Genomic DNA, 26,686 nt, shown 5'->3' with positions numbered 1-26,686 from the left:
TAAACAAATTAATGAGCGAAGAGTTTAAGCATATTTCGGTATTAATGACCGAAACCCTAGATGCCCTAGCAATTAACCCTGAAGGTATATATATCGATGGGACGTTTGGTCGTGGTGGGCATTCAGGTGAAATCCTCAAAAGGTTGTCGACTGGGCGTTTACAAGCCATAGATCAAGACCCTCAAGCGATTAAAGCGGCTGAAAAGTTTGCTGATGATACACGTTTCTCTATAGCGCGAAGCCGCTTCTCGCAAATTAAATCTGTCGCGGAACAAGCCGGTATCTTAGGTCAGGTTGATGGCATCTTGTTGGACATTGGTGTGTCTTCACCTCAGCTTGATGATGCAGACCGTGGCTTTAGCTTTATGAAAGACGGGCCACTGGATATGCGTATGGATCCCGACTCAGGTCGCAGCGCTGCACAGTGGCTAGCTGAAGCTGAACTTGAAGAAATGGTATTCGTGATCAAAAAGTATGGCGAAGAAAAGTTTGCTACTCGTATTGCTCGTAAAGTCATTGAAGTGCGCGAGCACACCGCGATTACTACGACAGCGCAATTAGCACAACTGATTGATGAAGCTGTGCCTGTCAAAGATAAACACAAGCATCCTGCAACACGTACTTTCCAAGCTATTCGTATTTATATTAACAGTGAGTTAGAAGAAATTCAGACTGCATTGCAAGCGTCGCTTGAGGTGTTAAAACCTGGTGGTCGGTTAGTGGTGATCTCGTTTCATTCTCTAGAAGATCGCATTGTAAAGCAGTTTATCAAGAAGCAGAGTAAGGGAGAGGCGATACCCAGAGGTCTGCCTTTAACGGATGAACAACTTAAACAAAATCTCACCTTAAAGGCAGTGGGTAAAGCCATTAAGCCTAGCGATGCAGAGATTGCACAAAATCCACGCTCGCGAAGCTCAGTATTAAGAGTGGCGGAGAAGCTCTAATGAATGCAAGTAAGCAACGTCAACCGAATCTATTTGTAGAAATAGGCTATTACATCATTGCGAATAAGTTGACTGCATTCTTGCTACTTACGATTTTGATTTCTGCACTCGCCGTAGTGCAAATTACCCATTTAACTCGCCAGCAACTGATACAGCAGGATGAGTTATTGCAACAGCGCGATGAGCTAGACCTACAATGGCGATATCTCGTTGTGGAAGAAGAGTTTTACTCCCAGCATGCAAGGATTGAAGAGATAGCCAAGATGCAGTTAGAGATGAAACGCCCAACCAGTAAAGATGAACAGGTGATTGTGCTGCCATGAATAAACAAAAGCAAAAAACTCAATCTATTATCACCTGGCGCTTTGCTCTAGTTTGCGGCGTAATGCTCACCGTTTTTATGACGCTGGTTGCACGCGCTGCATTTTTGCAAGTAATTGAGCCTGATAAGGCCATTGAAGAAAACGATAAGCGCACCGTACGGGTTGAGAAACTCAATGTCCAACGAGGCATGATCTTCGACCGTAATGGCAAAGAGCTGGCAGTGAGTGTGCCGGTTGTGAGCGTTTATGCAGATCCCCTTGCCATTGATAAGGCACTTGCCAAAAAAGTGTTACGTAAAGCCCGTAAAGAAGGTGAAGATTATAAAGCGTTAGAGCAAAACGATGCTGAGCTGAAAATACGGAAACAAGCTTGGTACGATGATGAGCTCAGGTGGAAAGAGCTTGCAGATGTGCTCAGACTTAAACCAGAAAATGTCGATGAACGGCTTAGGGGAGACCCAAGCCGTCGTTTTGTCTATTTGAAGCGTCAAGTGACGGCGGTTGTTGCCAACTATATTCGTCAAATGCGCCTGCCGGGCGTGCACTTGCTTGACGAGTCCAAACGTTTTTACCCAAGCGGCGAAGTAACGGCGCACATGATTGGCGTAACCGATATTGATGGCAAAGGTATCGAAGGCGTCGAGCGTATGTTCGACTCTGCATTAACCGGTACGGCTGGTAAACGCACCATTCGAAAAGATGCGCAAGGTCGTGAAGTACAAGTACTTTCAGAAGAACAGCGTGTCGAGCCAGAAGATGTTTACCTGAGTATTGATTTACGGATCCAAGCCATTGCCTACCGCGCGTTAAAGTCGGCGGTACTGAGCTATAAAGCTACCTCTGGTTCGGCGATAGTTGTTGATGTACACACTGGCGAGATTTTAGCTTTGGTGAATAGCCCAAGCTTTAATCCTAACGACCTAAGTACTGCTGCACCTTATAAACGTCGTAATCGTGCTATGACTGACCTATTTGAACCCGGTTCAACCTTAAAGCCTTTAGCGGTATTGGCTGGTTTAAATTATGGTGCAGTTAAGGCAACAGACACGATAGATACTTATCCGGGCTGGATGAACTTAAGCGGTGGCTTGGTGAAAGACACTCGCAACAATGGTGAGCTGAGCTTAAGAGAGATCCTTAAAATCTCCAGTAACATGGGGGTTGCGAAGATCTCGCAAATGTTACCAAAGGAATACTTTATCAATTTATACCAAGAAGTGGGCTTTGGTGAGCCAACGGGCTCAAACATGATTGGTGAAAGCGCAGGTTTGTTTTATCCAAACCGCCGTTGGTCTAACTTTGAAATCGCAACACTATCCTATGGTTATGCGGTATCAGTAAGTACCGCACAAATGGCGAGACTTTACGCCATGTTTGGAGCCGGTGGTATCTTGCGACCACTCACTATTGTGAAGCAAGATGAAATTCCTGAAGGTAAGCGTATTTTTAGCGAGCAAGATACACATGCCGTGGTAGAGATGATGGAGTCAGTATTTGAACGTGGTGGTACAGCCCACAACGTAAAAGTTGATGGATACCGTGCCGCTGGTAAAACAGGTACTTCAGAAAAAGCCGTGGCGGGTGGTTATGGTGATGAGTACGTTGGTTACTTTGCGGGCGTTGCACCGGTAAGTGACCCAAGGCTTGCGGTTGTGGTGATGGTTAATGAACCGGCGGGAGATGTTTACTATGGCGGTCAAACCGCAGGGCCTGCTTTTGCTGAAATTATGTCTAATGCACTGAGAATTCTAAACGTAGCACCTGATAAAGAGCGTGTAGCTTATATTTCGGGAGCAGATAACGATGCGTGATCTGGCTCAGGTACTCAGTGATTATGGTGTCAATATTGTCGCTGTTGAGGTTGAGCACCTACGCATAGATAGTCGAGCGATTGAGCCGGGTGATTGTTTTGTTGCACTGCAAGGCCATGCCCAAGATGGTGCTAAATATGCCGCTAGTGCCGTTGCGCAAGGCGCTAAATGTGTGCTTGCAGAAACGGGAAGCGAGCTTAATATTGCCCCAGAGCAAGCGATTTTTATCGATAATCTTGCCGATAAGTTGGCGGCAATTGCAGCGCAGTTTTATGCATACCCGAGTAAAAAGCTCAAACTCACAGGCGTTACTGGCACCAATGGTAAATCTACCACGACAGCAATGATTGCCAATTTAGCTAGCCTAACCGGTAGTGCAGGGGCTGTGATAGGTACGCTTGGTTATGGTCAACCAGACAGTCTTATTCCGCTGGCAAACACCACGCCGTCAAACGTAGATTTACAACGTATTTTGGCGTTTTTACAGCAACAGTATGATCAAGTCGCGATGGAGGTCTCTTCCCATGGCTTGGTGCAAGGTCGAGTTGACGAATGCGACTTTGATGTGGCTGTTTTCACCAACTTGACGCGCGATCACTTAGATTATCACGGTGATATGCAAAGCTATGCAGAAGCTAAGAAACTGCTATTCACTCGCTGTGCGCCAAATCACAAAGTCATCAATATTGACGATGAAGTGGGTGCAAGTTGGGCCGCTGAGTTTAATGACGATACAGTGGTTGTTTACGGTCGCTGGAGTGAAAAAAATAGCTACCAACAATATGTATTCTTTGATGCCGTGTCGGCACACCCAAATGGTTTGACGGCGACATTAAAAACCAGCTGGGGTGAATGTGAAGTCAGTGTGCCACTGTATGGTGAGTTTAATCTTTATAATTTAGCTGCTGCGATTGCGACTTTACTATTGCAAGGCGCAAGTCTTGAAGCATTAAGCGAAGCTTGCAGCCAGCTCGCGCCAGTTGCAGGCCGCATGCAGCCATTTAGTGCCCCTGAAAAGCCTACGTGTATTGTTGATTATGCCCATACCCCAGACGCTTTGGCACTTGCACTACAAGCCTTGCGAGCACATGTTCCGGGCAATCTTATCTGTGTGTTTGGTTGCGGTGGTGATAGAGATAAAGGTAAGCGTCCTGAAATGGCGCGAGCTGCAGAGAAATATGCAGATAAACTGGTGATCACCAGTGATAATCCACGAAGCGAAGATCCCAATTTAATCATTGACGACGTTAAGGCAGGACTCATCCACCCTGAGTATGCTGTCTGCCAGCCAGATAGAGGGCTAGCCATTCAACACGCGATAGACCTAGCTGATGAAAACAGCGTGGTGCTGATTGCGGGGAAAGGGCACGAGGATTATCAAATTATAGGTACTGAGCGCATTGATTTTTGTGATAGGCAATGCGTTGCAGCGATTTTACGAGGGGAAAAGGCATGATCAAGATGGATTTTTCTTGGCTTGCAGCAGTCTTAAAAACCCCTTACGACGGGGAGAATTTGGCAGTCGCCAATATTAATACTGATACCAGAACAATACAGTCTGGAGAGGTATTTCTAGCACTTAAAGGGCCTAACTTTGACGGCCACCGTTTCTTGGGTGTGGCCAAAGCACATGGTGCTATCGCAGCTATTGTTTCTGAGCACGATGAAGATATCGATTTACCACAGTTTGTTGTTACAGATACGCGCATTGCTTTAGGCCAAATTGGCCGAGCAGTGATTGAAACTGTCGCCCCTAAAACCATTGCAATTACCGGCAGTGTCGGTAAAACCACAGTGAAAGAAATGTGTGCGGCGATTTTGGCGCAAAAAGGCAAAGTCCTTGCGACGAAAGGTAATTTTAATAACGACATCGGGGTACCGTTGACGCTATTGCGCTTAAGTGAAGATGATGAATATGCGGTGATAGAACTCGGCGCTAACCACTTGGGTGAAATTGCTTATACCACTGCATTAGTAAGTCCAGACGTGGCGACAGTATGTAACGTCGCACCAGCCCACATCGAAGGGTTTGGTTCAATTGATGGCGTAGGAAAAGCGAAAGGTGAGATTTTCTCAGGCCTAAAAGCTGACGGTGTCGCAGTCATCAATGCGGATAGCGATTATGCTCAGATGTGGCAGGAAAACTTAGCTGTTTCTAAAGTGAAACGTTATAGCTTAAATGCTCAGCTTGATATTTGGGTGGAAGCAATTGAGTTGGATGAGCTAGCTCGCCCTACCTTCACGCTATGCCTGGGAGAAGAGCGCACCACCATTAGTTTACCGCTTAGTGGCCAGCACAACGTTGGCAATGCGTTGATTGCGGCTGCATTGACAACCGAGCTTGGCGCAAGCTTAAGTGAGGTGGCAACGGGTCTTGGAAAAATGGCTGAAGTAAAGGGCCGTGTCAACATGATCCAAGTCTCGGACACGTTGCGTGTCGTCGATGACACCTACAATGCAAACGTGAAATCTGTCAACGCGGCGATTGATTTACTGGCGTCTATGTCTGGCTATAAAGTATTGGCGTTGGGCGATATGGCAGAACTGGGTGAAGATGCTCGCGAATATCACCGTGAAGTCGGCGAGTATGCTAAGCAGCAAGGCATTGATGAATTGTTTTCATTGGGGGTGCTGAGTAGTAGCGCAAGCAATGTATTTGAAAAGCCAAATCGTCATTTCTCGACTCGCGAGAATTTAATGAAGGCGTTACGGGTTGTATTGGCCGAGCAATCAGGACAATGCACCGTTATCGTTAAAGGATCACGTAGTGCGCGGATGGAACTGCTCGTTGAAGAATTAGTAAACGCTGGCCAGTCGGATAGCGAGACAGGAGAAGTATCATGTTAGTTTGGCTAGCCGAGTATCTTACCCAATATTATTCTGGGTTTAACGTATTTTCTTACCTTACCCTGAGGGCGATTTTAGGCATTTTAACGGCCTTAATGATTTCGTTGTATTTTGGCCCTAAACTCATCGCTGCATTACAGCGCATGCAGATTGGTCAGACCGTACGTGATGATGGCCCTGAATCGCACTTGTCTAAGTCGGGTACCCCAACTATGGGTGGACTGTTAATTCTTGCTGCGATCTTTACCAGTACGCTACTGTGGGGCGACCTTAGCAACAAATATGTATGGGTGACGTTATTTGTCATTGGCAGCTTAGGTATTGTTGGGTTTGTGGATGATTACCGCAAGGTGATCAGAAAAGACAGTAAAGGCCTAATTGCACGTTGGAAATACTTTTGGCAGTCGGTCATTGCGATATCTACGGCGGCATTTTTGTACTTTACGTCTACCAGCGCTGCGGAAACCACGCTAGTCGTGCCATTTTTGAAAGATGTATTACCACAACTTGGTTTGTTCTATTTGGTCATGAGTTACTTTGTGATTGTGGGTACGTCAAACGCAGTTAACCTGACTGATGGTTTGGATGGTCTTGCCATTGTTCCGACCATTTTGGTTGCCTCAGCTCTCGCTATTATTGCTTACGTTACTGGTAACGCGAATTTCTCAAGCTACCTGCATATTCCTCATTTACCACTCACGAGTGAACTGGTTGTGGTATGTACGGCGATTGTTGGTGCAGGCCTTGGTTTCCTATGGTTTAACACCTATCCGGCACAAGTTTTTATGGGCGATGTGGGTTCATTGGCGTTGGGTGGTGCACTCGGGATCATCGCTATTTTAGTACGCCAAGAGTTAGTGCTGATCATTATGGGCGGTGTATTTGTGATGGAGGCATTATCCGTGATTTTACAGGTAGGGTCTTACAAACTCAGAGGTCAGCGGATCTTTAGAATGGCCCCCATTCACCATCATTACGAATTAAAAGGATGGCCTGAGCCGCGCGTGATAGTCCGTTTTTGGATCATCTCGATTATCTTGGTTTTGGCCGGTCTTGCGACGTTGAAGATTAGATAATGACGTATATTGAGCAATTACAGAAAAAGCATGTCACGGTACTGGGACTTGGAGTCACAGGACAGGGGATTGTGCGTTTTCTGCTGTCGCACGGTATTAATCCAAAAGTGGTTGATAGTCGTCCAGTGCCTCCGGGCTCGGACTGGCTAAGTCACAACGCACCTGAATGTGAAGCGGTATTTGGCAATCTTGCTGATGCCGCTTTGGCGCAAACGGATCTGATTATCATCAGCCCAGGGATCCCGTTATTTGAACAAAGCGTTGCCGCTGCCATTGCCGAAGGCGTTGAAGTCATCGGCGATATTGAGCTATTTGCACGCCTTAATACCCGTCCGGTGATTGCCGTTACGGGCTCGAACGGTAAGTCCACCGTTGTTACGCTCGCGACAGAAGTATTGAAAGCCGCAGGCTTAAAAGTTGGGCTTGGCGGCAATATTGGCACGTCTGTGCTGTCGTTGTTAGAGCAGCCGCATGATGTTTATGTACTTGAGCTGTCTAGTTTTCAGCTTGAAACTACTCATAGCTTGGCTTGTTTGTCGGCAATGATCCTCAATATTACTGAAGATCACATGGATCGCTATCCTGATTTTCAAGCTTATATTGAAGCGAAGCAACGTATTTACCAGCATGTTGAACATATTGTCTTTAATGCTGAAGATCATTATACCTTTGCGCAGCATGGGCAAGGCAGCAGTGTATCTCTCACTGAGGGGGATTATCACTTAATGACCTTTGACGGTGAGGCGTATTTCGCACACAAACAAACACCACTTCTAGCGGTAAAAACGTTGGCGATGGTGGGGCGACATAATCAATTTAACGCCTTGGCGGTATTAGCATTATTAGCGCCGATGCAATTGTCTATGCAGGCATTTGCCAGCGCGTTTGCGAGTTTCACGGGGTTACCTCATCGTTGTCAGTTGGTTGCCGATGTTGCTGGGGTTCGCTACTTCAACGATTCGAAGGCAACGAATGTTGGCTCGACGGTCGCTGCTATTGATTCTTTAGCTTCAGGTCGCAAAAATATTATTTTGATCGTGGGTGGTGATGCGAAAGGGGCAGATCTTTCTCCACTCAAGACGTCACTCACTACGCATTGCAAAGCGCTATTTTGTTTCGGGCAAGACGGTGCACAGTTTATGCCACTGCTGCGCAATAGCCATCAAGTCAACAATCTGGAAGAAGCCGTGTTGGCGGCAAAAACGATAGCGACCAATGGTGATATTGTGCTATTAGCACCAGCCTGTGCCAGCATAGACATGTATCCAAACTATATGGCGCGTGGGGATGAGTTCGTCCGTTTAGTGGGGGAACATGCTTGATTAACGTCGCTGATATCAAAGAGGCGCTAACGCCTCGCCAGTCCGAGAGCTTATTTGACGTACCTTTGATGTACTGCATGCTCATGCTTATTGGAGTGGGATTTGTGATGGTGACAAGTGCTTCTATGCCGGTTGCCGAGCGACTATTTGATAACCCTTTTCACTTTACCATTCGCCACGTTATCTTTTTAGTGGGCTCGTTTATTCTCTTTTGGTTCGCGACAAGTGTGCCAATGACTTGGTGGAAACGCAGTAATCCATATTTGCTGCTTTTTGGCTTGGTACTGTTAGTGGCGGTACTCATTATTGGTCGCGAAGTAAATGGTGCAAGACGCTGGATCCCGCTTGGTCCTTTTGGTTTGCAAGTAGCAGAGGCATCTAAGCTATTTTTCTTCAGCTATATTGCCGGCTACTTGGTACGTAAACGCGATGAAGTACAAGAAAACATCAAAGGCTTCGCCAAGCCAATGATTGTGTTTGCGGTGTATGCGTTCTTAATTTTGATGCAACCAGATTTAGGTACTGTGGTAGTCATGTTTGTGACGACCGTTGGCCTGTTGTTTTTAGCCGGTGCAAGGCTTTGGCAGTTTTTTACCTTAATGCTTACCGGTGTCTCTTTGGTGGTACTGCTTATCATCATTGAGCCATATCGTATGAAGCGTGTCGTGGGCTTTTTAAACCCTTGGGAAGATCCATTTGGCGCCGGTTATCAATTGGTACAATCCCTAATGGCATACGGCCAAGGTGGCTGGTTTGGTCAAGGCTTGGGTAATAGCATACAAAAGCTACAGTATTTGCCGGAAGCACATAATGACTTTATTTTTGCTGTAATAGCGGAAGAACTGGGCTTTATTGGGGTATTTAGCATTATTATTGTACTCGGCGTATTGGTTACTCGAGCGCTTTTTATCGGGCAAAAGGCCCTTAAAGCAGGTAAAGAATACGAAGGGTATTTTGCCTTGGGCATTGGTATTTGGTTTGCCTTTCAGGCAGTCGTTAATATTGGTGCGAGCGCTGGCATTTTACCCACTAAAGGTTTAACACTGCCATTTGTTTCTTACGGTGGCTCTAGCCTTTGGGTGATGACAATTGCGGCAGGCATTCTACAACGTATAGATTTTGAGACAAAAATGTCGACAAGGCAGGCAACATCCCGTGGAGGTAGGCGATGACAAAACGTCTTCTAGTGGTCGCGGGCGGTACAGGTGGACATATTTTTCCAGGTATTGCAGTGGCACAATTTTTACAGGCGCAGGCTTGGCAAGTGAGCTGGGTTGGCACTGCGGACCGAATGGAAGCCGATGTGGTGCCGCGTTACGGTTTTGAAATTGATTTTATTGCCATGAAAGGCGTCCGTGGTAACGGGGTCAAACGATTACTAACCGCACCATTTATGGTTTTAAAAGCGATACTTGCAGCAAAGCGTATTTTACAACAGCGCAAACCTGATGTGGTGTTAGCCATGGGCGGTTATGTAACTGGCCCTGTAGGTGTTGCTGCGAAACTGCTTGGGATCCCTTTGGTGATCCATGAGCAAAATGCGGTTGCGGGTATGAGCAATAAGTTGCTGGCGAAAATTGCAAGTCGCGTATTAGCGGGTTTTCCCGGCGCATTCAATGAAAAGCTCGCTCAGGTTGTGGGGAATCCGGTACGTGCAAGTGTTGCTGAGATTAGCGATAAACCCGTTTCAGTGCCGTTAAATCTATTAATTGTCGGTGGTTCATTGGGAGCAAAAGCACTGAATGAAACCGTGCCAGAAGGACTCAAGTTACTAAAGCTACAGGTGGCCAGTATCGGATTAAATATTCGCCATCAAAGCGGTAAACATAACCAAGACGATACACAACAACGATATGAAAGTGCAGGCATTAATGCTGAGGTCAGCGAGTTCATTCATGATATGGATGCCGCATACGCTTGGGCTGACTTGGTTATTTGCCGTGCCGGTGCGCTTACCGTGAGTGAGATAGCCGCAGCTGGGAAAACGGCGATTTTTGTGCCTTTCCCACATGCCGTTGACGATCACCAGACGGCTAACGCGCAATTTTTAGTGTCTGCTGGGGCGGCTTTTATATTGCAGCAAACTGCACTGACGCCAGAAACGCTAGCAACTACACTGCAGCCACTTGTTATTGAGCCGCAAAAAATTGCGACCATGGCAGCAAAAGCGAGACAATGCGGTAAGTCGGAGGCAACAGCGAAAGTTGCCCAAATTTGTACAGAATTATCGAACTAGGATATTAAATGGAAGCTTCAAGCAGAAGAGCAATGCGACGTATCAACACCATCCACTTTATCGGGATTGGTGGTGCTGGTATGGGTGGGATTGCAGAAGTGCTGGCCTTTGAAGGTTACCGAATTACAGGCTCAGATATCGCCAAAAGTACGATGACAGATCGATTAACAAATATCGGCGCCGAGATCTTTATCGGCCACCAAGCTGAAAATGTAAAAATGGCCGATGTGGTTGTGGTATCGAGTGCAATCAACGACCAAAACCCAGAGATCCAAGCGGCGAAGGCAAACCGTACGCCAATCGTTCGTCGCGCCGAAATGCTCGCCGAGTTGATGCGCTTTCGTCACGGGATTGCGGTAGCTGGAACACATGGTAAGACCACAACGACGAGCCTGATTGCGAGTATTTTTGCGCGGGCTGAGCTGGATCCAACCTTTATTATCGGTGGCTTGCTCAATAGTGCTGGTAGTAATGCCAAAGTGGGCAGCAGTGAATACCTTATCGCAGAAGCGGATGAGAGTGATGCATCGTTTTTGCATTTGCAGCCGATGGTGTCGGTGGTAACAAATATCGAAGAAGATCACATGGATACTTACGACGGTGACTTCGAAAAAATGAAAGACACCTACATCGAGTTTATCCATAACTTACCATTTTATGGACTGGCGGTGGTGTGTATCGATTCGCCAGTCGTGAGAGAATTATTGCCACGCTTTGCAAGGCCGACAATCACGTATGGTGAGGCTAACGATGCGGATTATCAGTTATTGGACTTCAAGCAAACACAAAGTGAATCACACTTTAAAGTCAGAACCAAAGATGGTGAGTTACTTGAAGTGAAGCTAAATATGCCAGGTAAGCACAACGCATTGAATGCGCTGGCATCTATTGCGGTTGCAAAAGATCACAATATTGAAAACGAAGCGATTTATCAGGCGTTAGCCAATTTTGAAGGCGTAGGACGTCGCTTCCAGCATTACGGCTCATTCAATAATGAAGTGGGTGAGGTGATGCTGGTTGATGATTATGGTCACCATCCGTCTGAAGTTGCGATGACGATAAAAGCAGCTAAATCTGGTTGGCCTGATAAGCGTTTGGTTATGATTTATCAGCCACATCGCTATAGTCGAACACGCGATTTATATGAAGATTTCGTAAAAGTGCTTTGCGATGTTGATAAACTACTGCTGTTAGATGTATATAGTGCCGGTGAAGCGCCCATCGTTGGTGCGGATAGTAAAAGTTTGTGCCGTAGTCTCCGTCAACGTGGCGTTGAGCCGATCCATATCAGTGACCATGGTGAATTGGCGAAAGTGTTGGCAAGCACCATGGAAGATGGTGATTTAGTGTTGACGCAAGGGGCCGGCAATATAGGTCAAATCGTGAAGCAGTTAGCCGCCACCGGGCTATCGATAGCGCAGTTAAAACAGAGTGAATTATGAGTAGTCAGTTTGGAAAAGTAGCCGTATTACTTGGCGGTAGTTCAGCAGAGCGAGAGGTGTCGCTAAAATCCGGTAATGCAGTGCTAAATGCCTTCGTTAATCAAGGTATAGATGCGATTGCTTTTGATCCAGCAGAACGTAATTTATGGCAACTTAAAGACCTAGGTGTGGATCGCGTATTCATTGCACTGCATGGCCGTGGCGGTGAAGATGGTACTATTCAAGGTGCGCTTGAGTTTATGGGAATACCATATACAGGAAGCGGTGTACTTGGTAGTGCGCTTGCAATGGATAAAGTCCGCTGTAAGCATCTGTTTCAGTCTGCCAAGTTAAGTACGGCACCTTATGCTGTCGTAAGCAAAGAGACGGGTTTTGACGCTAAGGCGCTAATCGCTGAGTTTGGCAAAGTCATGGTAAAGCCAAGTCACGAAGGCTCGAGCATAGGTATGGCTCAGGCAGACAGCGAAGAAACCCTGACTGCGGCATTAAATAATGCCTTTAAGTTTGACGATCAAGTTCTCGTTGAACAATGGATCACTGGACGTGAGTTTACCGTGTCTATGCTTGGTAAAGAGGCATTGCCTGTTATTGAAATGCGTACGCCTCGTGGTTTTTACGATTATGAAGCGAAATACCAAGTCAACAGTACCGAGTATTATTGTCCGGCGGATATTAGCGCTGCACACACTGAGCAATTACAAGTGATGGCAAAGCACGCTTTTGAATTGGTTGGTGCCACTGGTTGGGGACGTGTTGACGCCATGCAAGATGAGCAAGGTCATTTCTATCTACTCGAGGTAAATACTGTACCTGGTATGACTGAAAAGTCGTTGGTGCCGATGGCAGCAAAAGCAACGGGTGTAAGTTTTGAACAATTAGTTGTTCGCATTTTGGAGCAAACGCTTTAATATGCGAGCATTTTTGGCAGGGTTGAAGCTGATCGGTTCAAGAGTGAACTGGCCCCTTTTTTGGGGACTTAGCTTCTTCTTTGTGGTGATTTTTACATTGGTAAGAGGAACATACTGGGTAAGTGATTGGTTAGTTGCGCATCATGATGCGCAAATAAAAACACTCAAAGTGCTCGGTAAACCGCATTATACCAATGAAGATGACATTGTGGCGGCAATTAAAACCGCAGATTTAAATAGTTTTTTTGAGCTTGATGTAAAAGCAGTCCACAAGGCAGTAAAGTCTTTACCTTGGATTGCGACAGTGTCAGTCAGAAAACAATGGCCGGATACGCTGCAAGTCTATGTAGTGGAACATCAGCCGGTTGCGCATTGGAATAGCGATTCATTACTCAATGATGATGGCGAAGTATTCCAAGCGAGTAGTAACAAATTGCCGCAAGGGCTGCCTGAATTATATGGCCCTGAAGGAAGTGCTGAAGAAGCATGGCAAACATTTAAGCAGTTTAAAGCCTTGTTGGCGGTAAATCAGTTTACGTTGGAAAGTTTAGCGCTTTCAGAACGATTTGCTTGGCAGCTATGGCTGGACAATGGGATCCGCTTAAATTTAGGGCGTGAAGATAAAGCCAAACGAGTACAACGTTTTATCGACGTGTATCCACGTATGGAACGCCCTGAAGGTAAAGTAATCGATGTCATTGATTTACGCTACGACACGGGACTGGCAGTGAGTTGGAAAGAACCTACTGAGCAGCAAGAACAACAAAATAACAAGAGTGAAGCATGACAAAGTCGGCAGAAAGAAACTTAGTGATTGGATTAGATGTTGGCACATCAAAGGTCGTCGCCACAGTTGGGGAGATCACTGTGGACAATCAACTTAGTATTGTCGGTGTCGGACGCCAAGAGTCTCACGGCATGGATAAGGGCGGGGTAAACGATTTAGACCTCGTTTCTGAGTCTATTAAACGCGCTGTAGATGAAGCAGAGCTAATGGCCGATTGCAGAATAAGCTCGGTTTATTTGGGGATCTCAGGCAAACATATTCAGTGTCAAAACGAAAGTGGCGTGGTGGCAATAAACAATGCTGAAGTCACAGACGATGATATTGCCAATGTTATTCACATTGCACGCTCTGTGCCTATGTCTGCCGAACGCAAAATGCTGCACTCATTGCCGCAAGAATATAGCATCGACATGCAAGAGGGGATCAAAAACCCTCTGGGTATGAGTGGCGTAAGGATGGAAGCGAAAGCACATATCATTACGTGTTCGAATGACATGGCAAAGAATATTGAAAAGTGTGTTGAACGCTGTGGTTTGCAGGTAGACCAATTAACGTTTAACGCCTTGGCGTCATGTTACTCAGTGTTGACTGAAGACGAAAAAGAGCTTGGTGTTGCGGTATTAGATATCGGTGGTGGCACCATGGATATTGCGATTTATGTGAATGGAGCGTTGCGCCATACTGCCGTGATCCCAGTTGCGGGCAATCAGGTCACAGGCGATATAGCAAAAATATTTAGAACACCTATTTCGCATGCCGAGTCTCTGAAAGTACAATATGCCTTCGCGTCGAGCCAAATGGCATCAAGTGAAGAAACCATCGAAGTACCAAGTGTTGGTGGGCGTCCTGCTCGGGTAATGTCTCGTCATACTTTGTCTGAAGTGGTAGAGCCAAGATTTAGAGAACTGTTTGAGCTTGCACAAGAAGAATTACGTCGCTCAGGTTTTGAAGATCAAATTGCGGCAGGTCTTGTTATCACAGGCGGTAGCGCCAAGATGCAAGGTGCACAAGAAGTCGCAGAAGATATATTCCAAATGCCAGTAAGAATAGGGAAACCAATTGGCATTAAGGGATTAACAGATTATGTGGATGACCCTGCATATGCAACGGCGGTAGGTTTGTTACAATACGGCCGTTCACTACAATCGATGAATGCACAGAAGTCGAAAGTAGATGCAGAGGGGAGTTGGTGGAACCGTGTTACAAAATGGTTCCAAGGCGAGTTTTAATACTCAAGTCGGAGAGTGAAGATGTTTGATATTATGGAACAGCACAGCGAAGAAGCTGTCATTAAAGTCATCGGTGTCGGTGGCGGCGGCGGTAACGCCGTAGAACACATGGTAAACCAAGAAATTGAAGGCGTACGTTTTATCGTAGCGAATACGGACGCACAAGCGTTACGCCGTTCGTCTGCGGATATTACCGTACAGCTGGGTACTCAGATTACCTCAGGTCTTGGAGCTGGCGCAAACCCAGAAGTGGGCCGCAGCGCAGCAGAAGAAGATCTAGAAACCATCAAGAGCAGCCTTGAAGGCGCAGACATGGTATTTATCGCAGCCGGTATGGGCGGCGGTACAGGTACCGGTGCCGCACCTGTTGTTGCACGCGCAGCAAAAGAACTAGGTATTTTGACTGTGGCTGTAGTAACGCGTCCTTTCGATCTCGAGGGTAAAAAGCGCATGGCTGCGGCTGAGCAAGGTATTGCTGAGTTGTCAGAAATTGTAGATTCACTTATTACAATTCCAAACAACAAATTGCTTAAAGTTCTTGGTAAAGGGACTACACTGCTAGATGCCTTCGCTAAAGCAAATGATGTGCTTTATGGCGCGGTACAAGGTATTGCAGAGCTGATCACACGCTCAGGTCTAATCAACGTTGACTTTGCGGATGTGAGAACTGTAATGTCAGCAATGGGTACTGCAATGATGGGGACGGCTTCGGCGACAGGTCCTGATCGTGCACAAGAAGCAGCGGAAGCCGCGATTTCTAGCCCGCTTTTAGAAGATGTTGATCTAACTGGCGCGAAAGGCATTTTGGTGAATATCACCGCTGGCATGGACATTACTATCGAAGAATTTGAGGTCGTTGGTAACCATGTTAAAGCGTTAGCGTCTGAGAACGCGACTGTGGTAGTGGGTGCTGTTATTGACCCTGAAATGAGCGAAGAGCTTAGAGTGACCGTGGTTGCTACTGGCTTAGGTGGTGACCGTCGTCCGCAATTTGGTATTGTAGACAATGGCTTTAGACAAGCTTCAGGCTCAGATGCGGTAGGTGGCACTCAAACTAGCTCACAAACGAGCATGTATGTGCCAAGCTTTACGCAACCGCAAACGTCAGCGGCAGAACCTGAGCAACCAGCTGAAGCGCCTGCACCGCAAGTGCAAGTGCAAGAGCAGAAGCCACAACAAGCTTCTAGTTCAGCAAGCGCAAAAGGCAGCGACAGTAAAGAAAAAGGTGACTACTTCGATATTCCGGCTTTTTTACGTAAGCAGTCAGACTAAAGTTGGTATAAAAAATAAACAAAGATTGGCAGTTTGGTGGAACTATGTTATACTCCGCCGCCTATCTAGAATTTAAGTGGGCGAATATATGATTAAACAACGTACGATTGCACAAGTCGTTAAAGCCACAGGTGTAGGTTTACACAAAGGTGAAAAGGTCACGATCACTCTCCGACCAGCTGGTGTGAATACAGGTGTTGTATTTCGCCGCGTTGATCTAGACCCTGTTGTTGATTTTGAAACAACACCGGAAGCTGTGGGCGACACGCAACTGTGTACGTGTTTAACAAATAAAGACGGCGTTCGCTTGTCTACTACCGAGCATTTGATTGCCGCGGTAGCTGCGCTTGGGATTGATAACCTCATCGTAGAGCTAGACAGCGCCGAAGTGCCTATTATGGATGGCAGTGCATTGCCATTCATCTACTTAATTCAAAAAGGCGGTATTGAAGAGCAAAACGCTGCCAAGCGCTTTATTCGCATCAAAGAAAAAGTGCGTGTTGAAGATGGCGACAAGTGGGCTGAAATTGAGCCTTACGATGGTTTTCACATCGACTTTGAAATCGACTTCAATCACCCTGCGATCAACGCTAGCCGCCAACGTATTGGATTAGACATTACCGCTCAAAGCTTTACTGAAGAGATCAGTCGTGCTCGCACTTTTGGTTTTATGCGTGATATCGAATACATGCATGCAAACAACCTAGCCTTAGGTGGCAGCATGGATAATGCGGTTGTTTTAGACCAGTTTAAAGTATTAAATCCTGATGGCCTACGCTATGCGGATGAGTTTGTTAAACACAAGATCTTAGACTGTGTGGGTGATATGTTTATGGCAGGTCACAACATTTTAGGTAAGATCTCATGCTATAAATCAGGTCACGGCCTAAACAATATGTTGCTTCGTGAAATCATGGCAACTGAGTCAGCGTGGGAGTGGGCAACGTTCGAAGAGCCAGTCAGTATGCCAGCGCCAGGAATGGAAGCGGGTATCAATACCGCAACGGCATAAGCCTCTTAGGCTAATACAGTTTGATAAAAAATGACGCAAAGGCGTCATTTTTTTTGCGTTGTGTTTGCGTGTTTAGCGAGTCTTTCTAGTTTCGCCTTAAGCGATGGTGGAGCGGACTGCGCCAGCGCTAGCAAATGCTCGCCAGTGGCTTGGCTCATACTGCGATTGGCTTGATAGGTCGAAGATTGGGATTCCACCTTGTTGGTGAGACGCTGCTGAGCTTCTGGATTGGTGGTAATTTTAACCAATGCACAGTCATGTAATCCAACTTTTCTAAATGCACTGAGAATATCCATTTTCAAAAAGTTTAACCGAGTAGCAAGCGTTGCTGAAGCAGCTTCTATTGTTAGTGTCCCTTCTTTGTAGTGAGCGACACGGCATTTCTTACTCAGGATAGGGCCTAGAGTCTCTTCCAAGCAGCTCTGTAACTGTGCCGCTTGGGCGCTTTTTTGGCCATATTGATTGAGTTTATCTGACCACCCACCCATCACTTCATCAAGCGGCTTTGGATTGTAGCGATTTTTAGCCAATGACTTACTTCCCATAGGTTGAAAAATAAAAAATAACCGCCATATCGGGATAATACGGAGTCAAATTACTCCGCACTGGTGGTTTCTCAGTCTTCTAAGTATATCAGAGACAAATTTTTGAGAAATCCAAAAGTACCAACATTTGTTGTCGAAAGCGCTTAGCTCTGTACTCGAATAACTGAGTCGAGTTAGATGCTAACTAAACTTTATCACTTGCAACGGTACGCTTACGCCCAACAGTAAAGATTTCTTGCAATTGAACTTGGTATTATTTACCCAATAAGGTTTGCAGAAACAAAGAGTCTGGTATGATAGGGCATAATTTTAACTCGGCAAGATACAAAATGCTCACTCCTAAATTGGCAAAATGAAAACCGGAATTTAGGAACGCTTTTGTCGCCAACAGGACAAGCGCGACCCAGCCTTAACCACATTGGCTTAGAGAAATGGGTCAGCCAATACACAGAGTGAAACGGTTTAAACATGTTAGCAAATATTTTTACCAAAATTTTTGGTAGTCGTAATGATCGCACCATCAAAAACCTAAGAAAAACAGTCGCTTTAATCAATGCGTTAGAAGAGCAATATGGCAAATTAAGCGATGATGAACTAAAAGCAAAAACGGCTGAATTTAAACAGCGTATTGAGCAAGGTTCAAGTCTAGATGATTTATTACCAGAGGCGTTCGCTACGGTGCGTGAGGCATCTAAGCGCGTATTTGGAATGCGTCATTTCGATGTGCAAATGATTGGTGGTATGGTGCTTCACCAAGGTCGTATTTCAGAAATGAGAACGGGTGAAGGTAAAACACTAACAGCAACATTACCTGCGTATTTAAATGCGGTTTCAGGTAAGGGTGTTCACGTTATTACCGTCAACGACTACTTAGCTAAGCGTGATGCTGAGACCAACCGTCCACTCTTTGAATTCTTAGGCCTTACTGTAGGTTGTAACGTACCAGGCATGATGCCACAGCAGAAAAAGCAAGCCTATGCTGCGGATATCACTTACGGCACCAATAACGAGTTCGGCTTTGATTACTTGCGCGATAACATGGCGTTTAGTGTTGAAGAACGTGTACAACGTCCACTTAACTATGCGGTTGTGGATGAAGTGGATTCAATCCTAATCGATGAAGCGCGTACACCACTGATCATTTCTGGTCCTGCTGAAGATAGCTCTGAGCTTTATGCCGAAATCAATAAAATTGTGCCTGATCTTGTACAGCAAGAAAAAGAAGACGAAGAAGGCGTGGAAGGCGATGGCGATTTCACCATTGATGAAAAAGGTAAACAAGTTCACCTTACCGAGCGTGGTCAAATCAAAGTTGAAGAGTTACTGACTGAGCGTGGTTTGATTGAAGAAGGTGACTCGCTTTACTCAGCAGGTAATATTTCATTACTAAGCCATGTTTACGCGGCACTTCGTGCTCACAAGTTATATCAAAAAGACGTTGATTATGTTGTGAAAGATAACGAAGTTATCATCGTTGACGAGCACACTGGCCGTACGATGGAAGGACGTCGTTGGTCAGAGGGTCTTCACCAAGCCGTTGAAGCGAAAGAAGGGGTTCGTATTCAGAACGAAAACCAAACCTTGGCTTCAATCACATTCCAGAATTACTTCCGTTTATATAACAAGCTTGCAGGTATGACAGGTACAGCGGACACTGAAGCGTTCGAATTCCAGTCAATCTATGGCCTAGATACCGTAGTTATCCCAACCAACAAACCTATGGTTCGTGATGACCGTGCGGATCTTGTATATTTGACGCAAGAAGAGAAATTTGAAGCAATTCTTGAAGACATTCGTTCTTGCCAAGAACGTGGTCAGCCAGTGTTGGTGGGGACGGTGTCTATCGAAAGTTCTGAGTATCTTTCTCACTTCCTTCGCAAAGAAAAAATTGAACATAATGTACTGAATGCGAAATTCCACGCGCAAGAAGCGGATATTATCGCGGACGCGGGTCTACCGGGCAAGGTAACGATTGCGACGAATATGGCTGGTCGTGGTACGGATATCGTACTGGGTGGCAGCTGGCAGTCGGATGTTGAAAAATTAGAAAATCCGTCGGAAGAGCAAATAGCAGAAATTAAAGCCGCTTGGAAAGCGCGCCATGATGCAGTACTGGCTTCAGGTGGTTTACATATTATTGGTACTGAGCGTCACGAATCTCGCCGTATCGACAACCAGTTGCGTGGTCGTGCAGGTCGTCAAGGTGATGCTGGTTCAAGCCGCTTCTACCTATCGATGGATGACGCATTGATGCGTATCTTCGCAGGTGAGCGTATGACTAACATGATGCGCAAACTAGGTATGCAACGTGGTGAAGCTATTGAGCACCCATGGGTTAACCGTGCCATTGAAAATGCACAGCGTAAAGTAGAAGCGCGTAACTTTGATATTCGTAAACAATTACTTGAGTACGACGATGTTGCTAACGACCAGCGTAAAGTGGTTTACGAACAGCGTAACGAACTACTTGAAGAAGGCGATATCTCAGAGACTATCACCGCTATTCGTGAAGATGTATTGAATGCGACTATTGATCAGTATATTCCACCGCAAAGTCTGGCGGAAATGTGGGACATCCCAGCACTTGAAGAGCGCTTGAAAAATGACTTCCATGTTGAACTTCCGATTGCAAAATGGCTTGAAGAAGACAGTAAACTATATGAAGAAGTGCTACGCGATCGTATCGTAGAAGACGTTGATAAGGCGTACAAACAAAAAGAAGAGATGGTAGGCCCAGATGTATTACGCCACTTTGAAAAGGCAGTTATGCTACAAAGCCTAGATCAGCATTGGAAAGATCACTTAGCGGCAATGGATCATCTTCGTCAAGGTATTCATCTACGTGGTTATGCACAGAAGAATCCGAAGCAAGAATATAAGCGTGAGTCGTTTGAGTTATTCTCACAAATGCTTGAAAACTTAAAGATTGACGTTGTTAGCGTACTAAGTAAAGTTCAGGTTCGTGCTGAGGAAGATGTTGAGAAAGTTGAAGAGCAACATCGTAAGAGTGAGCAAGCACCACGTGAATATCAACACGAAGAGGTTGAGCGCGTAGGTGGTGATGCACCAGAAGGCGTGTCTGTTGCTCATAGAAATGAGCCAAAAGTAGGTCGTAATGATCCTTGTCCTTGCCAATCAGGCAAGAAGTTTAAGCAGTGTTGCGGAAAACTAAAATAACAGGCCCTAAATCTAAATTTGTATAAAAAGCGACGCTAAGTCGCTTTTTTTATGGAGTAAATGATGCAAAAAAAACGTGTTGAAGTCGCCGTTGGTGTGATTGAAAAAAATCAGAAAATCTTTGTATGCTTGAGAGGTGAAGATCAACATCAAGGTGGGCTTTGGGAATTCCCTGGTGGGAAAATGGAAGCCGGTGAAGATGTCTTTTCGGCATTGAAACGTGAGCTGCAAGAAGAGGTAGGCATTGAGATCTATAACTCATCTGAGCTAATGCGTATTGAGCATGACTATGCTGATAAAGCCGTATGCTTATACATTCATCATGTTGAGGACTTTTCTGGTGAAGCTCATGGCGCAGAAGGGCAGCCTTCTCAATGGGTTGCAGTTGAACAGTTGCATGAGCTCACGTTTCCTGAGGCCAATAAGGCGATTGTTGAATTATTACAAACGCGCAAAAATTAGTGACAAACTTTGTTACTAAATTAAGCACTCAGAGTCATAGTCATTCACTATGTGCATCGGTAGACTAGTGAATGACCGCTTACGTGTAAATAAACATCAGCTAACGACTTTCGTTGCTCTGAAGTTTGAGAGGACACACAGTTAGAAGGAATTCTTTTCAAGCCATCAGGTTATGTCTATATTCAATTCATTTGTATGTAATTTGAGCATTATTTTATCTAGATGAATGGGATACGACGTTTACAAGCGAAACTCTATCAGGGGAATAAAAATGAAAAAACTATCATTGACCGCTGCAAGTGTTGCACTTGCATTGGGATTGATTGGTTGTAGCGAACAACCGCAAACACAACAACAAAAACCAGCGGAACAAGCCGAAGCACAAAAGGCGGTTTTGAATTCTGGTATCGAATTGGAAAATATTGATAAATCAGTGCGTGCACAAGATGATTTTTACTTTCACGTTAATGGTCATTGGTTAGAGAAAACCAAAATCCCAGCAGACAAATCAAATTATGGTTCTTTCTCTCAGCTTTATGATGAGTCACAAAAAGCGCTGCGTAAAGTGCTTGAGAATGCTGCTAGCAACGGCTCAGCTAAAGTAGGTAGCGATGAGCAAAAGTTGGGTGCGTTTTATCAAAGTTATATGGACGAGGGCGCGAGAAACGAGTTGGGCTTAAACCCTGTTAAGCCTTATCTGAAAGAAATTCTAGACTTGAAGAGTAAATCGGAGCTACCAGCTATCTTTGCTAAAATGCGTTTAACCGGTGCTAGCACTCCATTCGGTTGGTATGTTAATAATGACGCTAAAAACTCAAGTGAAAATGCACTCTACATGTTCCAGTCAGGGCTTGGTCTACCTGATCGCGACTACTACCTGAAAGATGACGAAAAGTTTAGTAAAATTCGCGAGCAGTATCAGCGCTATATCGAACAATTGTTAGCTAAGGCTGGCCATAAAAATCCGGGCCAAGCTGCACTAAATATTATTGAGTTAGAAAAGCAAATTGCCGAGGCGCAATGGACACGTGTTGAAAGCCGCGACGCGACTAAAACCTATAACAAGCTAAGCAATGATGCGTTTAATCAATTAATGCCTGACTTTGATACATCAGCATTTTTAAGCGCACTTGGTATTAAAGCTGATTCACTTATTGTAAGCCAACCAAGTTTCTTTGAAGCGCTGTCTAAAATCATTGCAGATTCAAAGCTAGAAGCATGGCAAGACTACTTAACATTCCACTTTACCAATGACTACGCTGAGTTACTAAGTAAAGATGTAGTTGACCTTAAGTTTGGTTTCTTTGGTAAAACATTGACGGGTGTAGAAGAACAAGCGCCAACATGGAAAAAGGCGGTGGATGCAAGTAATTCAGTACTGGGTGAAATGCTAGGCAAGATATACGTTAAGTCGTATTTCCCACCAGAAGCTAAGGCTAGAATGGAAGAATTAGTCGCAAACCTTATTAAAGGGTTTGATCAAGCGATTGATGGCCTTGAGTGGATGAGTGCTGAAACTAAGATAGCTGCAAAAGATAAGCTCAATAAGTTTACGCCAAAGATTGGTTATCCTGACAAATGGAAAGATTATTCCGCACTTGAGATCAATCCTGATGATCTAGTCGGTAACTACGTACGTTATAGTCAATTTGCGAATCAGGAGATGATCGATAAATTAGGCAAGCCTGTGGACCGTAGCGAGTGGTTGATGACACCACAAACGGTGAATGCGTACTATAACCCAGTGAATAACGAGATTGTATTCCCTGCTGCGATTCTACAACCACCATTCTTTAACTTAGAAGCGGATGATGCTGTAAACTACGGCGCAATCGGTGCGGTTATCGGTCACGAATTAGGTCACGGCTTTGACGACCAAGGTGCGAAGTACGATGGTGATGGTAACCTACGTAATTGGTGGAGTGAGTCTGACCTTTCACAATTCGAAGCGCGTAGCCAAAAGTTGGTTGAACAATTTAATGGTTTTAAACCATTTGAAGACGCTGGTGTTAATGGTCAACTGACACTGGGTGAAAATATTGGTGATTTAGGCGGATTAACTGTCGCTTATAAAGCGTACCAAATTTCACTAGGTGATCAAAAAGCGCCTGTTATTGACGGTTACACTGGGGAGCAGCGCTTCTTTATGGGCTGGTCACAAATTTGGCGTCGCAAATACCGCGATGAAGAGCTGCGTAATCGTCTAATGACAGATCCGCATTCACCAAGTCATTATCGAGTGATTGGTGTGCTGCCGAATATGCCAGAGTTTTATAAGGCATTTGATGTGAAAGAAGGCGATAAGATGTACCTTAAACCAGAAGATAGAGTGAAAATCTGGTAATTTCACATTTTGAATTCGTGGCGGTTTTATTGTGTTCCTGCAGTAAATCCGCCGCTTTTACGACATTCAATTACAATCCTCTGAACTTCTCACAAAATACCACACTCAATTCAGCACTTTCTGCAAACACTCACTATTTCCAAGGTTTAGTTCATCGCTATTTGATGGTATTTACAGCCAAATCAGAGTAGCTTCATTTTGTCTAACACAAGGATATGAAAAAATAATGATAGCGCTGTCATTTTAACTTTTATATGATGTTTAGGAACAATAAGTGATTAAATGATGTTCATTTAGAATTGAACATGAAGACTGGGAGCAAAAGATGAGAATAAAAACGACTTTGCTTGGGGCGATAATTGCTGGGTGCTCGTTCTATACACACGCATCATTTACGCAGCAGCAGTTAGCGCAATTTGCAAGTGACACGCATTTTGAATTTGCGGTAGAAAATAACTTCAGTAATGGTGCTGGGGGCTTTAGCGGTGCTATTACACTGACTAACAATTCAAAAGTTGATCTACCAAAAGGACAAAGTGATTGGCAAATCTATTTGCACTCAGTTCGTCATATTTCAACGGAAACCGCTGAAGGTTTGCGCTTTGAGCATATTAATGGCGACCTTCATCGTATAACTCCTACCGATTCGTTTGCTGGCTTAAAAGCCGGTGAAAAGCTCAAGTTAGCTTTTGATGGTTCGGCTTGGGTTGCTGCATACAGCGATTTTATGCCGCGTGCCTTTATTGTGTCAGGTAAAAATAAGCCGGTCATTTTTGCAAATACTGATACAGAAGACATGACACAGTTCGTTGCGCCATTTGAGCGTGAGAACCAACTGAAAAGATACAATACACCTACCGATTACACGCAGATAGCGAATGCAGCGCTGCGTTTTGAACGTAATCAAAGCAATATTTCGGTCTCAAAAGAAGATGCGCTAAGACGTATCATTCCAAAGCCTGAGCACATCGACTTTAATCGTGGCGAAATCACCCTTAACAAAAACTGGCAGATCCGCTTTGCCGGACGTTTGAAGTCAGAAGTCGCCGTTTTTCAAGAAGACTTATCAGAGTATGGGCTGAATTTAAAAGCGGAAGCTAATCACGTGCCTGAAGGGAATATCCCGACGATCCGCCTTAAAGTTGCGAAAAGTTTAGGGCGCGATTATGACTACAACCAAGCTGGGTCATATACATTAGATATTGATGATGACGTGATTGAAATCACGGGTATTGATAACGCAGGTGTGTTTTACGGTATTCAAAGTTTGCTTGCGCTATTTCCTGCCGATAGTAAAAATGAAATTACTTTGTCTCACGTAGAGATCAAAGACTCTCCGCGCTTTAGCTGGCGTGGTATGCATTACGACAATGCCCGTAACTATCATGGTAAAGATGCGTTATTTAAATTAATTGAACAGATGGCGCGTTATAAGTTAAATAAATTCCATTGGCACTTCTCAGATGATGAAGGTTGGCGACTAGAGATCCCAGGGCTCCCTGAGTTAACAGAAGTCGGCGCATTCCGTTGTTTTGATTTACAAGAGCGTGAGTGCTTACTGACTCAACTGGGCACAGGTCCTTTCAAAACGGGAAGTGGAAATGGTTTCCTTTCTCGCGAGGACTTTGTCGAGTTACTTAAATTTGCCACTGCACGTCATATTGAGATCATTCCAGAAATCGAAAGCCCCGGGCATGCTCGTGCTGCGATTAAGTCGATGGAAGCGCGTTATCACAAATTGATGGAAGCAGGTAAAGCGCAAGAGGCCAAAGCCTATCTCCTGAACGATATTGATGACACTTCAAAGTATCTAACCGTGCAACTCTATACTGATAACTCTATTAATGTTTGCTTGGACTCAAGCTATGCCTTTATGGAGAAGGTGGTATATGAACTGCAGGAAATGTATCGCGATGCTGGCACTATGTTAACGACAGTCCATTTTGGTGGCGATGAGGTTGGAAAGGGCTCATGGACTGAATCACCAGCATGTAATGATCTATTTGCGGTCGCCGACAACGGAGTGGCTGGACCCAATGATTTAAAACCATACTTTACTCAAAAAGTTGCAAAGTTGCTTGCTAAGCGTGGGATCACCCCTGCCGCTTGGGAAGATGGCTTAATGTATAACACCACAACGACCTTTAAACGTGATGAATTCCCAAATCCACAGTTTTTGGTAAATACTTGGGATAACATTTGGGAGTGGGGCGTTGCAGACAGAGCCCACCGTTTTGCAAACAACAATTACCAAGTTATTTTGTCTCACGGTACACATTTGTACTTTGATCACCCTTACGAAGCGCACCCTGAAGAGCGCGGCTATTATTGGGCAACTCGTTACACAGATACGAAAAAAGCATTTTCGTATATGCCAGATAATATTTATGCAAATGCGGACTTCACGCGAAACCGTGAGCCTATCGTGAACCTAGAAGCCTTAGTTGGTCGAGAGTTGCCCGCGCTTAAAAAACCGCAAAATATCCTTGGTATGCAAGGGCAAATATGGAGTGAGACCATTCGCTCGGAAGACCAAGTGTTACGATTGATTTTCCCTCGTTTGCTTTCGCTTGCGGAGCGTGCTTGGCATAAAGCGGATTGGGAAGGGCGTCGTATTAACCAAAAAGAGTTAAACAAGGACTTCTCAACCTTTGCCGCAGCCTTGTCTTTAAAAGAGATTGCAAAGTTACAAAACGATGGCATTAAGCCAAACCTTCCAGTTCCTGGTGCCAAGGTGGTGCTGGGTAAACTTGAAGCGAATAGTGCGTTCCCTTATCTTACAATTGAAGTGAGCTTAGACAATGGCGAATCTTGGCAGCCTTATACTGATCAGATGAGTGTCTCAGATGAAAGTAAGGTATTGTTGAGAACGCGAGCCGGAGAAAAAAATACGAGCCGTGTCACAGGGTTGAAATAAACCCTCGTATTCAGTTTATCGCAAAAAAGGGC

General features: G+C 45.1%; 20 protein-coding genes. 19 read left to right on the top strand and 1 reads right to left on the bottom strand.

The window, feature by feature from the left end:
• Positions 1–11: 11 nt before the first annotated feature.
• From rsmH to lpxC, 15 genes are all read left to right on the top strand, one after another.
• The gene (gene rsmH / locus ABMY45_RS06595; RefSeq protein ID WP_039494187.1) at positions 12–944 is read left to right on the top strand and encodes a 16S rRNA (cytosine(1402)-N(4))-methyltransferase RsmH; all 933 of its coding nucleotides are present in this window, start codon (positions 12–14) and stop codon (positions 942–944) included.
• The gene (ftsL, locus tag ABMY45_RS06590; protein ID WP_010368658.1) at positions 944–1,267 is read left to right on the top strand and encodes a cell division protein FtsL; all 324 of its coding nucleotides are present in this window, start codon (positions 944–946) and stop codon (positions 1,265–1,267) included. Before rsmH ends, ftsL begins: the two co-directional genes overlap by 1 nt.
• Positions 1,264–3,078, top strand: a complete 1,815-nt coding sequence (locus ABMY45_RS06585) for a peptidoglycan glycosyltransferase FtsI (protein ID WP_017217169.1) — start codon at positions 1,264–1,266, stop codon at positions 3,076–3,078. The genes ftsL and ABMY45_RS06585 overlap by 4 nt, the downstream gene beginning before the upstream one ends.
• Positions 3,071–4,534, top strand: a complete 1,464-nt coding sequence (gene murE, locus ABMY45_RS06580) for a UDP-N-acetylmuramoyl-L-alanyl-D-glutamate--2,6-diaminopimelate ligase (RefSeq protein ID WP_349288618.1) — start codon at positions 3,071–3,073, stop codon at positions 4,532–4,534. The genes ABMY45_RS06585 and murE overlap by 8 nt, the downstream gene beginning before the upstream one ends.
• Positions 4,531–5,925, top strand: coding sequence for a UDP-N-acetylmuramoyl-tripeptide--D-alanyl-D-alanine ligase (gene murF / locus ABMY45_RS06575; protein WP_349288617.1), 1,395 nt, complete (start codon positions 4,531–4,533; stop codon positions 5,923–5,925). Before murE ends, murF begins: the two co-directional genes overlap by 4 nt.
• Positions 5,919–7,001, top strand: a complete 1,083-nt coding sequence (gene mraY / locus ABMY45_RS06570) for a phospho-N-acetylmuramoyl-pentapeptide-transferase (RefSeq protein WP_010368649.1) — start codon at positions 5,919–5,921, stop codon at positions 6,999–7,001. Before murF ends, mraY begins: the two co-directional genes overlap by 7 nt.
• On the top strand, positions 7,001–8,323 hold the full coding sequence (murD, locus tag ABMY45_RS06565; RefSeq protein ID WP_349288616.1) for a UDP-N-acetylmuramoyl-L-alanine--D-glutamate ligase: 1,323 nt from the start codon (positions 7,001–7,003) through the stop codon (positions 8,321–8,323). The genes mraY and murD overlap by 1 nt, the downstream gene beginning before the upstream one ends.
• The gene (ftsW, locus tag ABMY45_RS06560) at positions 8,320–9,495 is read left to right on the top strand and encodes a cell division protein FtsW (RefSeq protein ID WP_010368646.1); all 1,176 of its coding nucleotides are present in this window, start codon (positions 8,320–8,322) and stop codon (positions 9,493–9,495) included. The genes murD and ftsW overlap by 4 nt, the downstream gene beginning before the upstream one ends.
• A complete protein-coding gene (murG, locus tag ABMY45_RS06555; RefSeq protein WP_349288615.1) occupies positions 9,492–10,559 on the top strand; it encodes an undecaprenyldiphospho-muramoylpentapeptide beta-N-acetylglucosaminyltransferase in 1,068 nt (355 codons plus the stop codon). The genes ftsW and murG overlap by 4 nt, the downstream gene beginning before the upstream one ends.
• 8 nt (positions 10,560–10,567) lie before the next feature.
• Complete coding sequence (gene murC / locus ABMY45_RS06550) at positions 10,568–12,001, top strand: UDP-N-acetylmuramate--L-alanine ligase (RefSeq protein WP_349288614.1); 1,434 nt, start codon at positions 10,568–10,570, stop codon at positions 11,999–12,001.
• Complete coding sequence (locus ABMY45_RS06545) at positions 11,998–12,909, top strand: D-alanine--D-alanine ligase (RefSeq protein WP_010605800.1); 912 nt, start codon at positions 11,998–12,000, stop codon at positions 12,907–12,909. The genes murC and ABMY45_RS06545 overlap by 4 nt, the downstream gene beginning before the upstream one ends.
• Before the next feature lies 1 nt (position 12,910).
• Positions 12,911–13,696, top strand: coding sequence for a cell division protein FtsQ/DivIB (locus ABMY45_RS06540; RefSeq protein WP_010368642.1), 786 nt, complete (start codon positions 12,911–12,913; stop codon positions 13,694–13,696).
• Positions 13,693–14,925, top strand: a complete 1,233-nt coding sequence (gene ftsA / locus ABMY45_RS06535; protein WP_010605798.1) for a cell division protein FtsA — start codon at positions 13,693–13,695, stop codon at positions 14,923–14,925. The genes ABMY45_RS06540 and ftsA overlap by 4 nt, the downstream gene beginning before the upstream one ends.
• A 21-nt stretch (positions 14,926–14,946) precedes the next feature.
• Complete coding sequence (ftsZ, locus tag ABMY45_RS06530) at positions 14,947–16,197, top strand: cell division protein FtsZ (protein WP_206471224.1); 1,251 nt, start codon at positions 14,947–14,949, stop codon at positions 16,195–16,197.
• A gap of 88 nt (positions 16,198–16,285) precedes the next feature.
• Complete coding sequence (lpxC, locus tag ABMY45_RS06525) at positions 16,286–17,209, top strand: UDP-3-O-acyl-N-acetylglucosamine deacetylase (RefSeq protein ID WP_010368639.1); 924 nt, start codon at positions 16,286–16,288, stop codon at positions 17,207–17,209.
• A 44-nt stretch (positions 17,210–17,253) separates the two neighbouring features.
• Here lpxC and ABMY45_RS06520 read toward each other — a convergent pair whose 3' ends face one another.
• Positions 17,254–17,739 (bottom strand): DciA family protein, encoded by a 486-nt coding sequence (locus ABMY45_RS06520; protein WP_227387496.1) that lies wholly within the window; start codon positions 17,737–17,739, stop codon positions 17,254–17,256.
• A 483-nt stretch (positions 17,740–18,222) separates the two neighbouring features.
• On the opposite strand from ABMY45_RS06520, the gene secA reads away from it, so the two are divergent.
• The 4 genes from secA (at position 18,223) to ABMY45_RS06500 (ending at position 26,654) form a co-directional block, all read left to right on the top strand.
• The gene (gene secA, locus ABMY45_RS06515) at positions 18,223–20,931 is read left to right on the top strand and encodes a preprotein translocase subunit SecA (RefSeq protein ID WP_102056081.1); all 2,709 of its coding nucleotides are present in this window, start codon (positions 18,223–18,225) and stop codon (positions 20,929–20,931) included.
• A gap of 63 nt (positions 20,932–20,994) precedes the next feature.
• Positions 20,995–21,393, top strand: coding sequence for an 8-oxo-dGTP diphosphatase MutT (mutT, locus tag ABMY45_RS06510; protein WP_010605794.1), 399 nt, complete (start codon positions 20,995–20,997; stop codon positions 21,391–21,393).
• 271 nt (positions 21,394–21,664) lie between these two features.
• Complete coding sequence (locus ABMY45_RS06505) at positions 21,665–23,737, top strand: M13 family metallopeptidase (RefSeq protein WP_174170435.1); 2,073 nt, start codon at positions 21,665–21,667, stop codon at positions 23,735–23,737.
• Positions 23,738–24,062: 325 nt separating this feature from the next.
• On the top strand, positions 24,063–26,654 hold the full coding sequence (locus ABMY45_RS06500; protein ID WP_174170434.1) for a family 20 glycosylhydrolase: 2,592 nt from the start codon (positions 24,063–24,065) through the stop codon (positions 26,652–26,654).
• The last annotated feature ends 32 nt before the right edge of the window (positions 26,655–26,686 follow it).

The sequence above is a fragment of the Pseudoalteromonas sp. XMcav11-Q genome (genome assembly GCF_040104525.1).
GTDB lineage: Bacteria > Pseudomonadota > Gammaproteobacteria > Enterobacterales > Alteromonadaceae > Pseudoalteromonas.
This window is presented reverse-complemented; position numbering and strand designations above follow the sequence as displayed.

What these genes read in the sequence shown, in the direction of transcription:
- lpxC (WP_010368639.1), top strand. Translation starts at nt 16,286, where the DNA reads ATGATTAAACAACGTACGATTGCACAAGTCGTTAAAGCCACAGGTGTA.
- murE (WP_349288618.1), top strand. Translation starts at nt 3,071, where the DNA reads ATGCGTGATCTGGCTCAGGTACTCAGTGATTATGGTGTCAATATTGTC.
- ABMY45_RS06500 (WP_174170434.1), top strand. Translation starts at nt 24,063, where the DNA reads ATGAGAATAAAAACGACTTTGCTTGGGGCGATAATTGCTGGGTGCTCG.
- mraY (WP_010368649.1), top strand. Translation starts at nt 5,919, where the DNA reads ATGTTAGTTTGGCTAGCCGAGTATCTTACCCAATATTATTCTGGGTTT.
- ABMY45_RS06540 (WP_010368642.1), top strand. Translation starts at nt 12,911, where the DNA reads ATGCGAGCATTTTTGGCAGGGTTGAAGCTGATCGGTTCAAGAGTGAAC.
- murF (WP_349288617.1), top strand. Translation starts at nt 4,531, where the DNA reads ATGATCAAGATGGATTTTTCTTGGCTTGCAGCAGTCTTAAAAACCCCT.
- ftsL (WP_010368658.1), top strand. Translation starts at nt 944, where the DNA reads ATGAATGCAAGTAAGCAACGTCAACCGAATCTATTTGTAGAAATAGGC.
- murG (WP_349288615.1), top strand. Translation starts at nt 9,492, where the DNA reads ATGACAAAACGTCTTCTAGTGGTCGCGGGCGGTACAGGTGGACATATT.
- ftsZ (WP_206471224.1), top strand. Translation starts at nt 14,947, where the DNA reads ATGTTTGATATTATGGAACAGCACAGCGAAGAAGCTGTCATTAAAGTC.
- murD (WP_349288616.1), top strand. Translation starts at nt 7,001, where the DNA reads ATGACGTATATTGAGCAATTACAGAAAAAGCATGTCACGGTACTGGGA.
- ABMY45_RS06505 (WP_174170435.1), top strand. Translation starts at nt 21,665, where the DNA reads ATGAAAAAACTATCATTGACCGCTGCAAGTGTTGCACTTGCATTGGGA.
- mutT (WP_010605794.1), top strand. Translation starts at nt 20,995, where the DNA reads ATGCAAAAAAAACGTGTTGAAGTCGCCGTTGGTGTGATTGAAAAAAAT.
- ABMY45_RS06545 (WP_010605800.1), top strand. Translation starts at nt 11,998, where the DNA reads ATGAGTAGTCAGTTTGGAAAAGTAGCCGTATTACTTGGCGGTAGTTCA.
- ABMY45_RS06585 (WP_017217169.1), top strand. Translation starts at nt 1,264, where the DNA reads ATGAATAAACAAAAGCAAAAAACTCAATCTATTATCACCTGGCGCTTT.
- murC (WP_349288614.1), top strand. Translation starts at nt 10,568, where the DNA reads ATGGAAGCTTCAAGCAGAAGAGCAATGCGACGTATCAACACCATCCAC.
- ftsA (WP_010605798.1), top strand. Translation starts at nt 13,693, where the DNA reads ATGACAAAGTCGGCAGAAAGAAACTTAGTGATTGGATTAGATGTTGGC.
- rsmH (WP_039494187.1), top strand. Translation starts at nt 12, where the DNA reads ATGAGCGAAGAGTTTAAGCATATTTCGGTATTAATGACCGAAACCCTA.
- secA (WP_102056081.1), top strand. Translation starts at nt 18,223, where the DNA reads ATGTTAGCAAATATTTTTACCAAAATTTTTGGTAGTCGTAATGATCGC.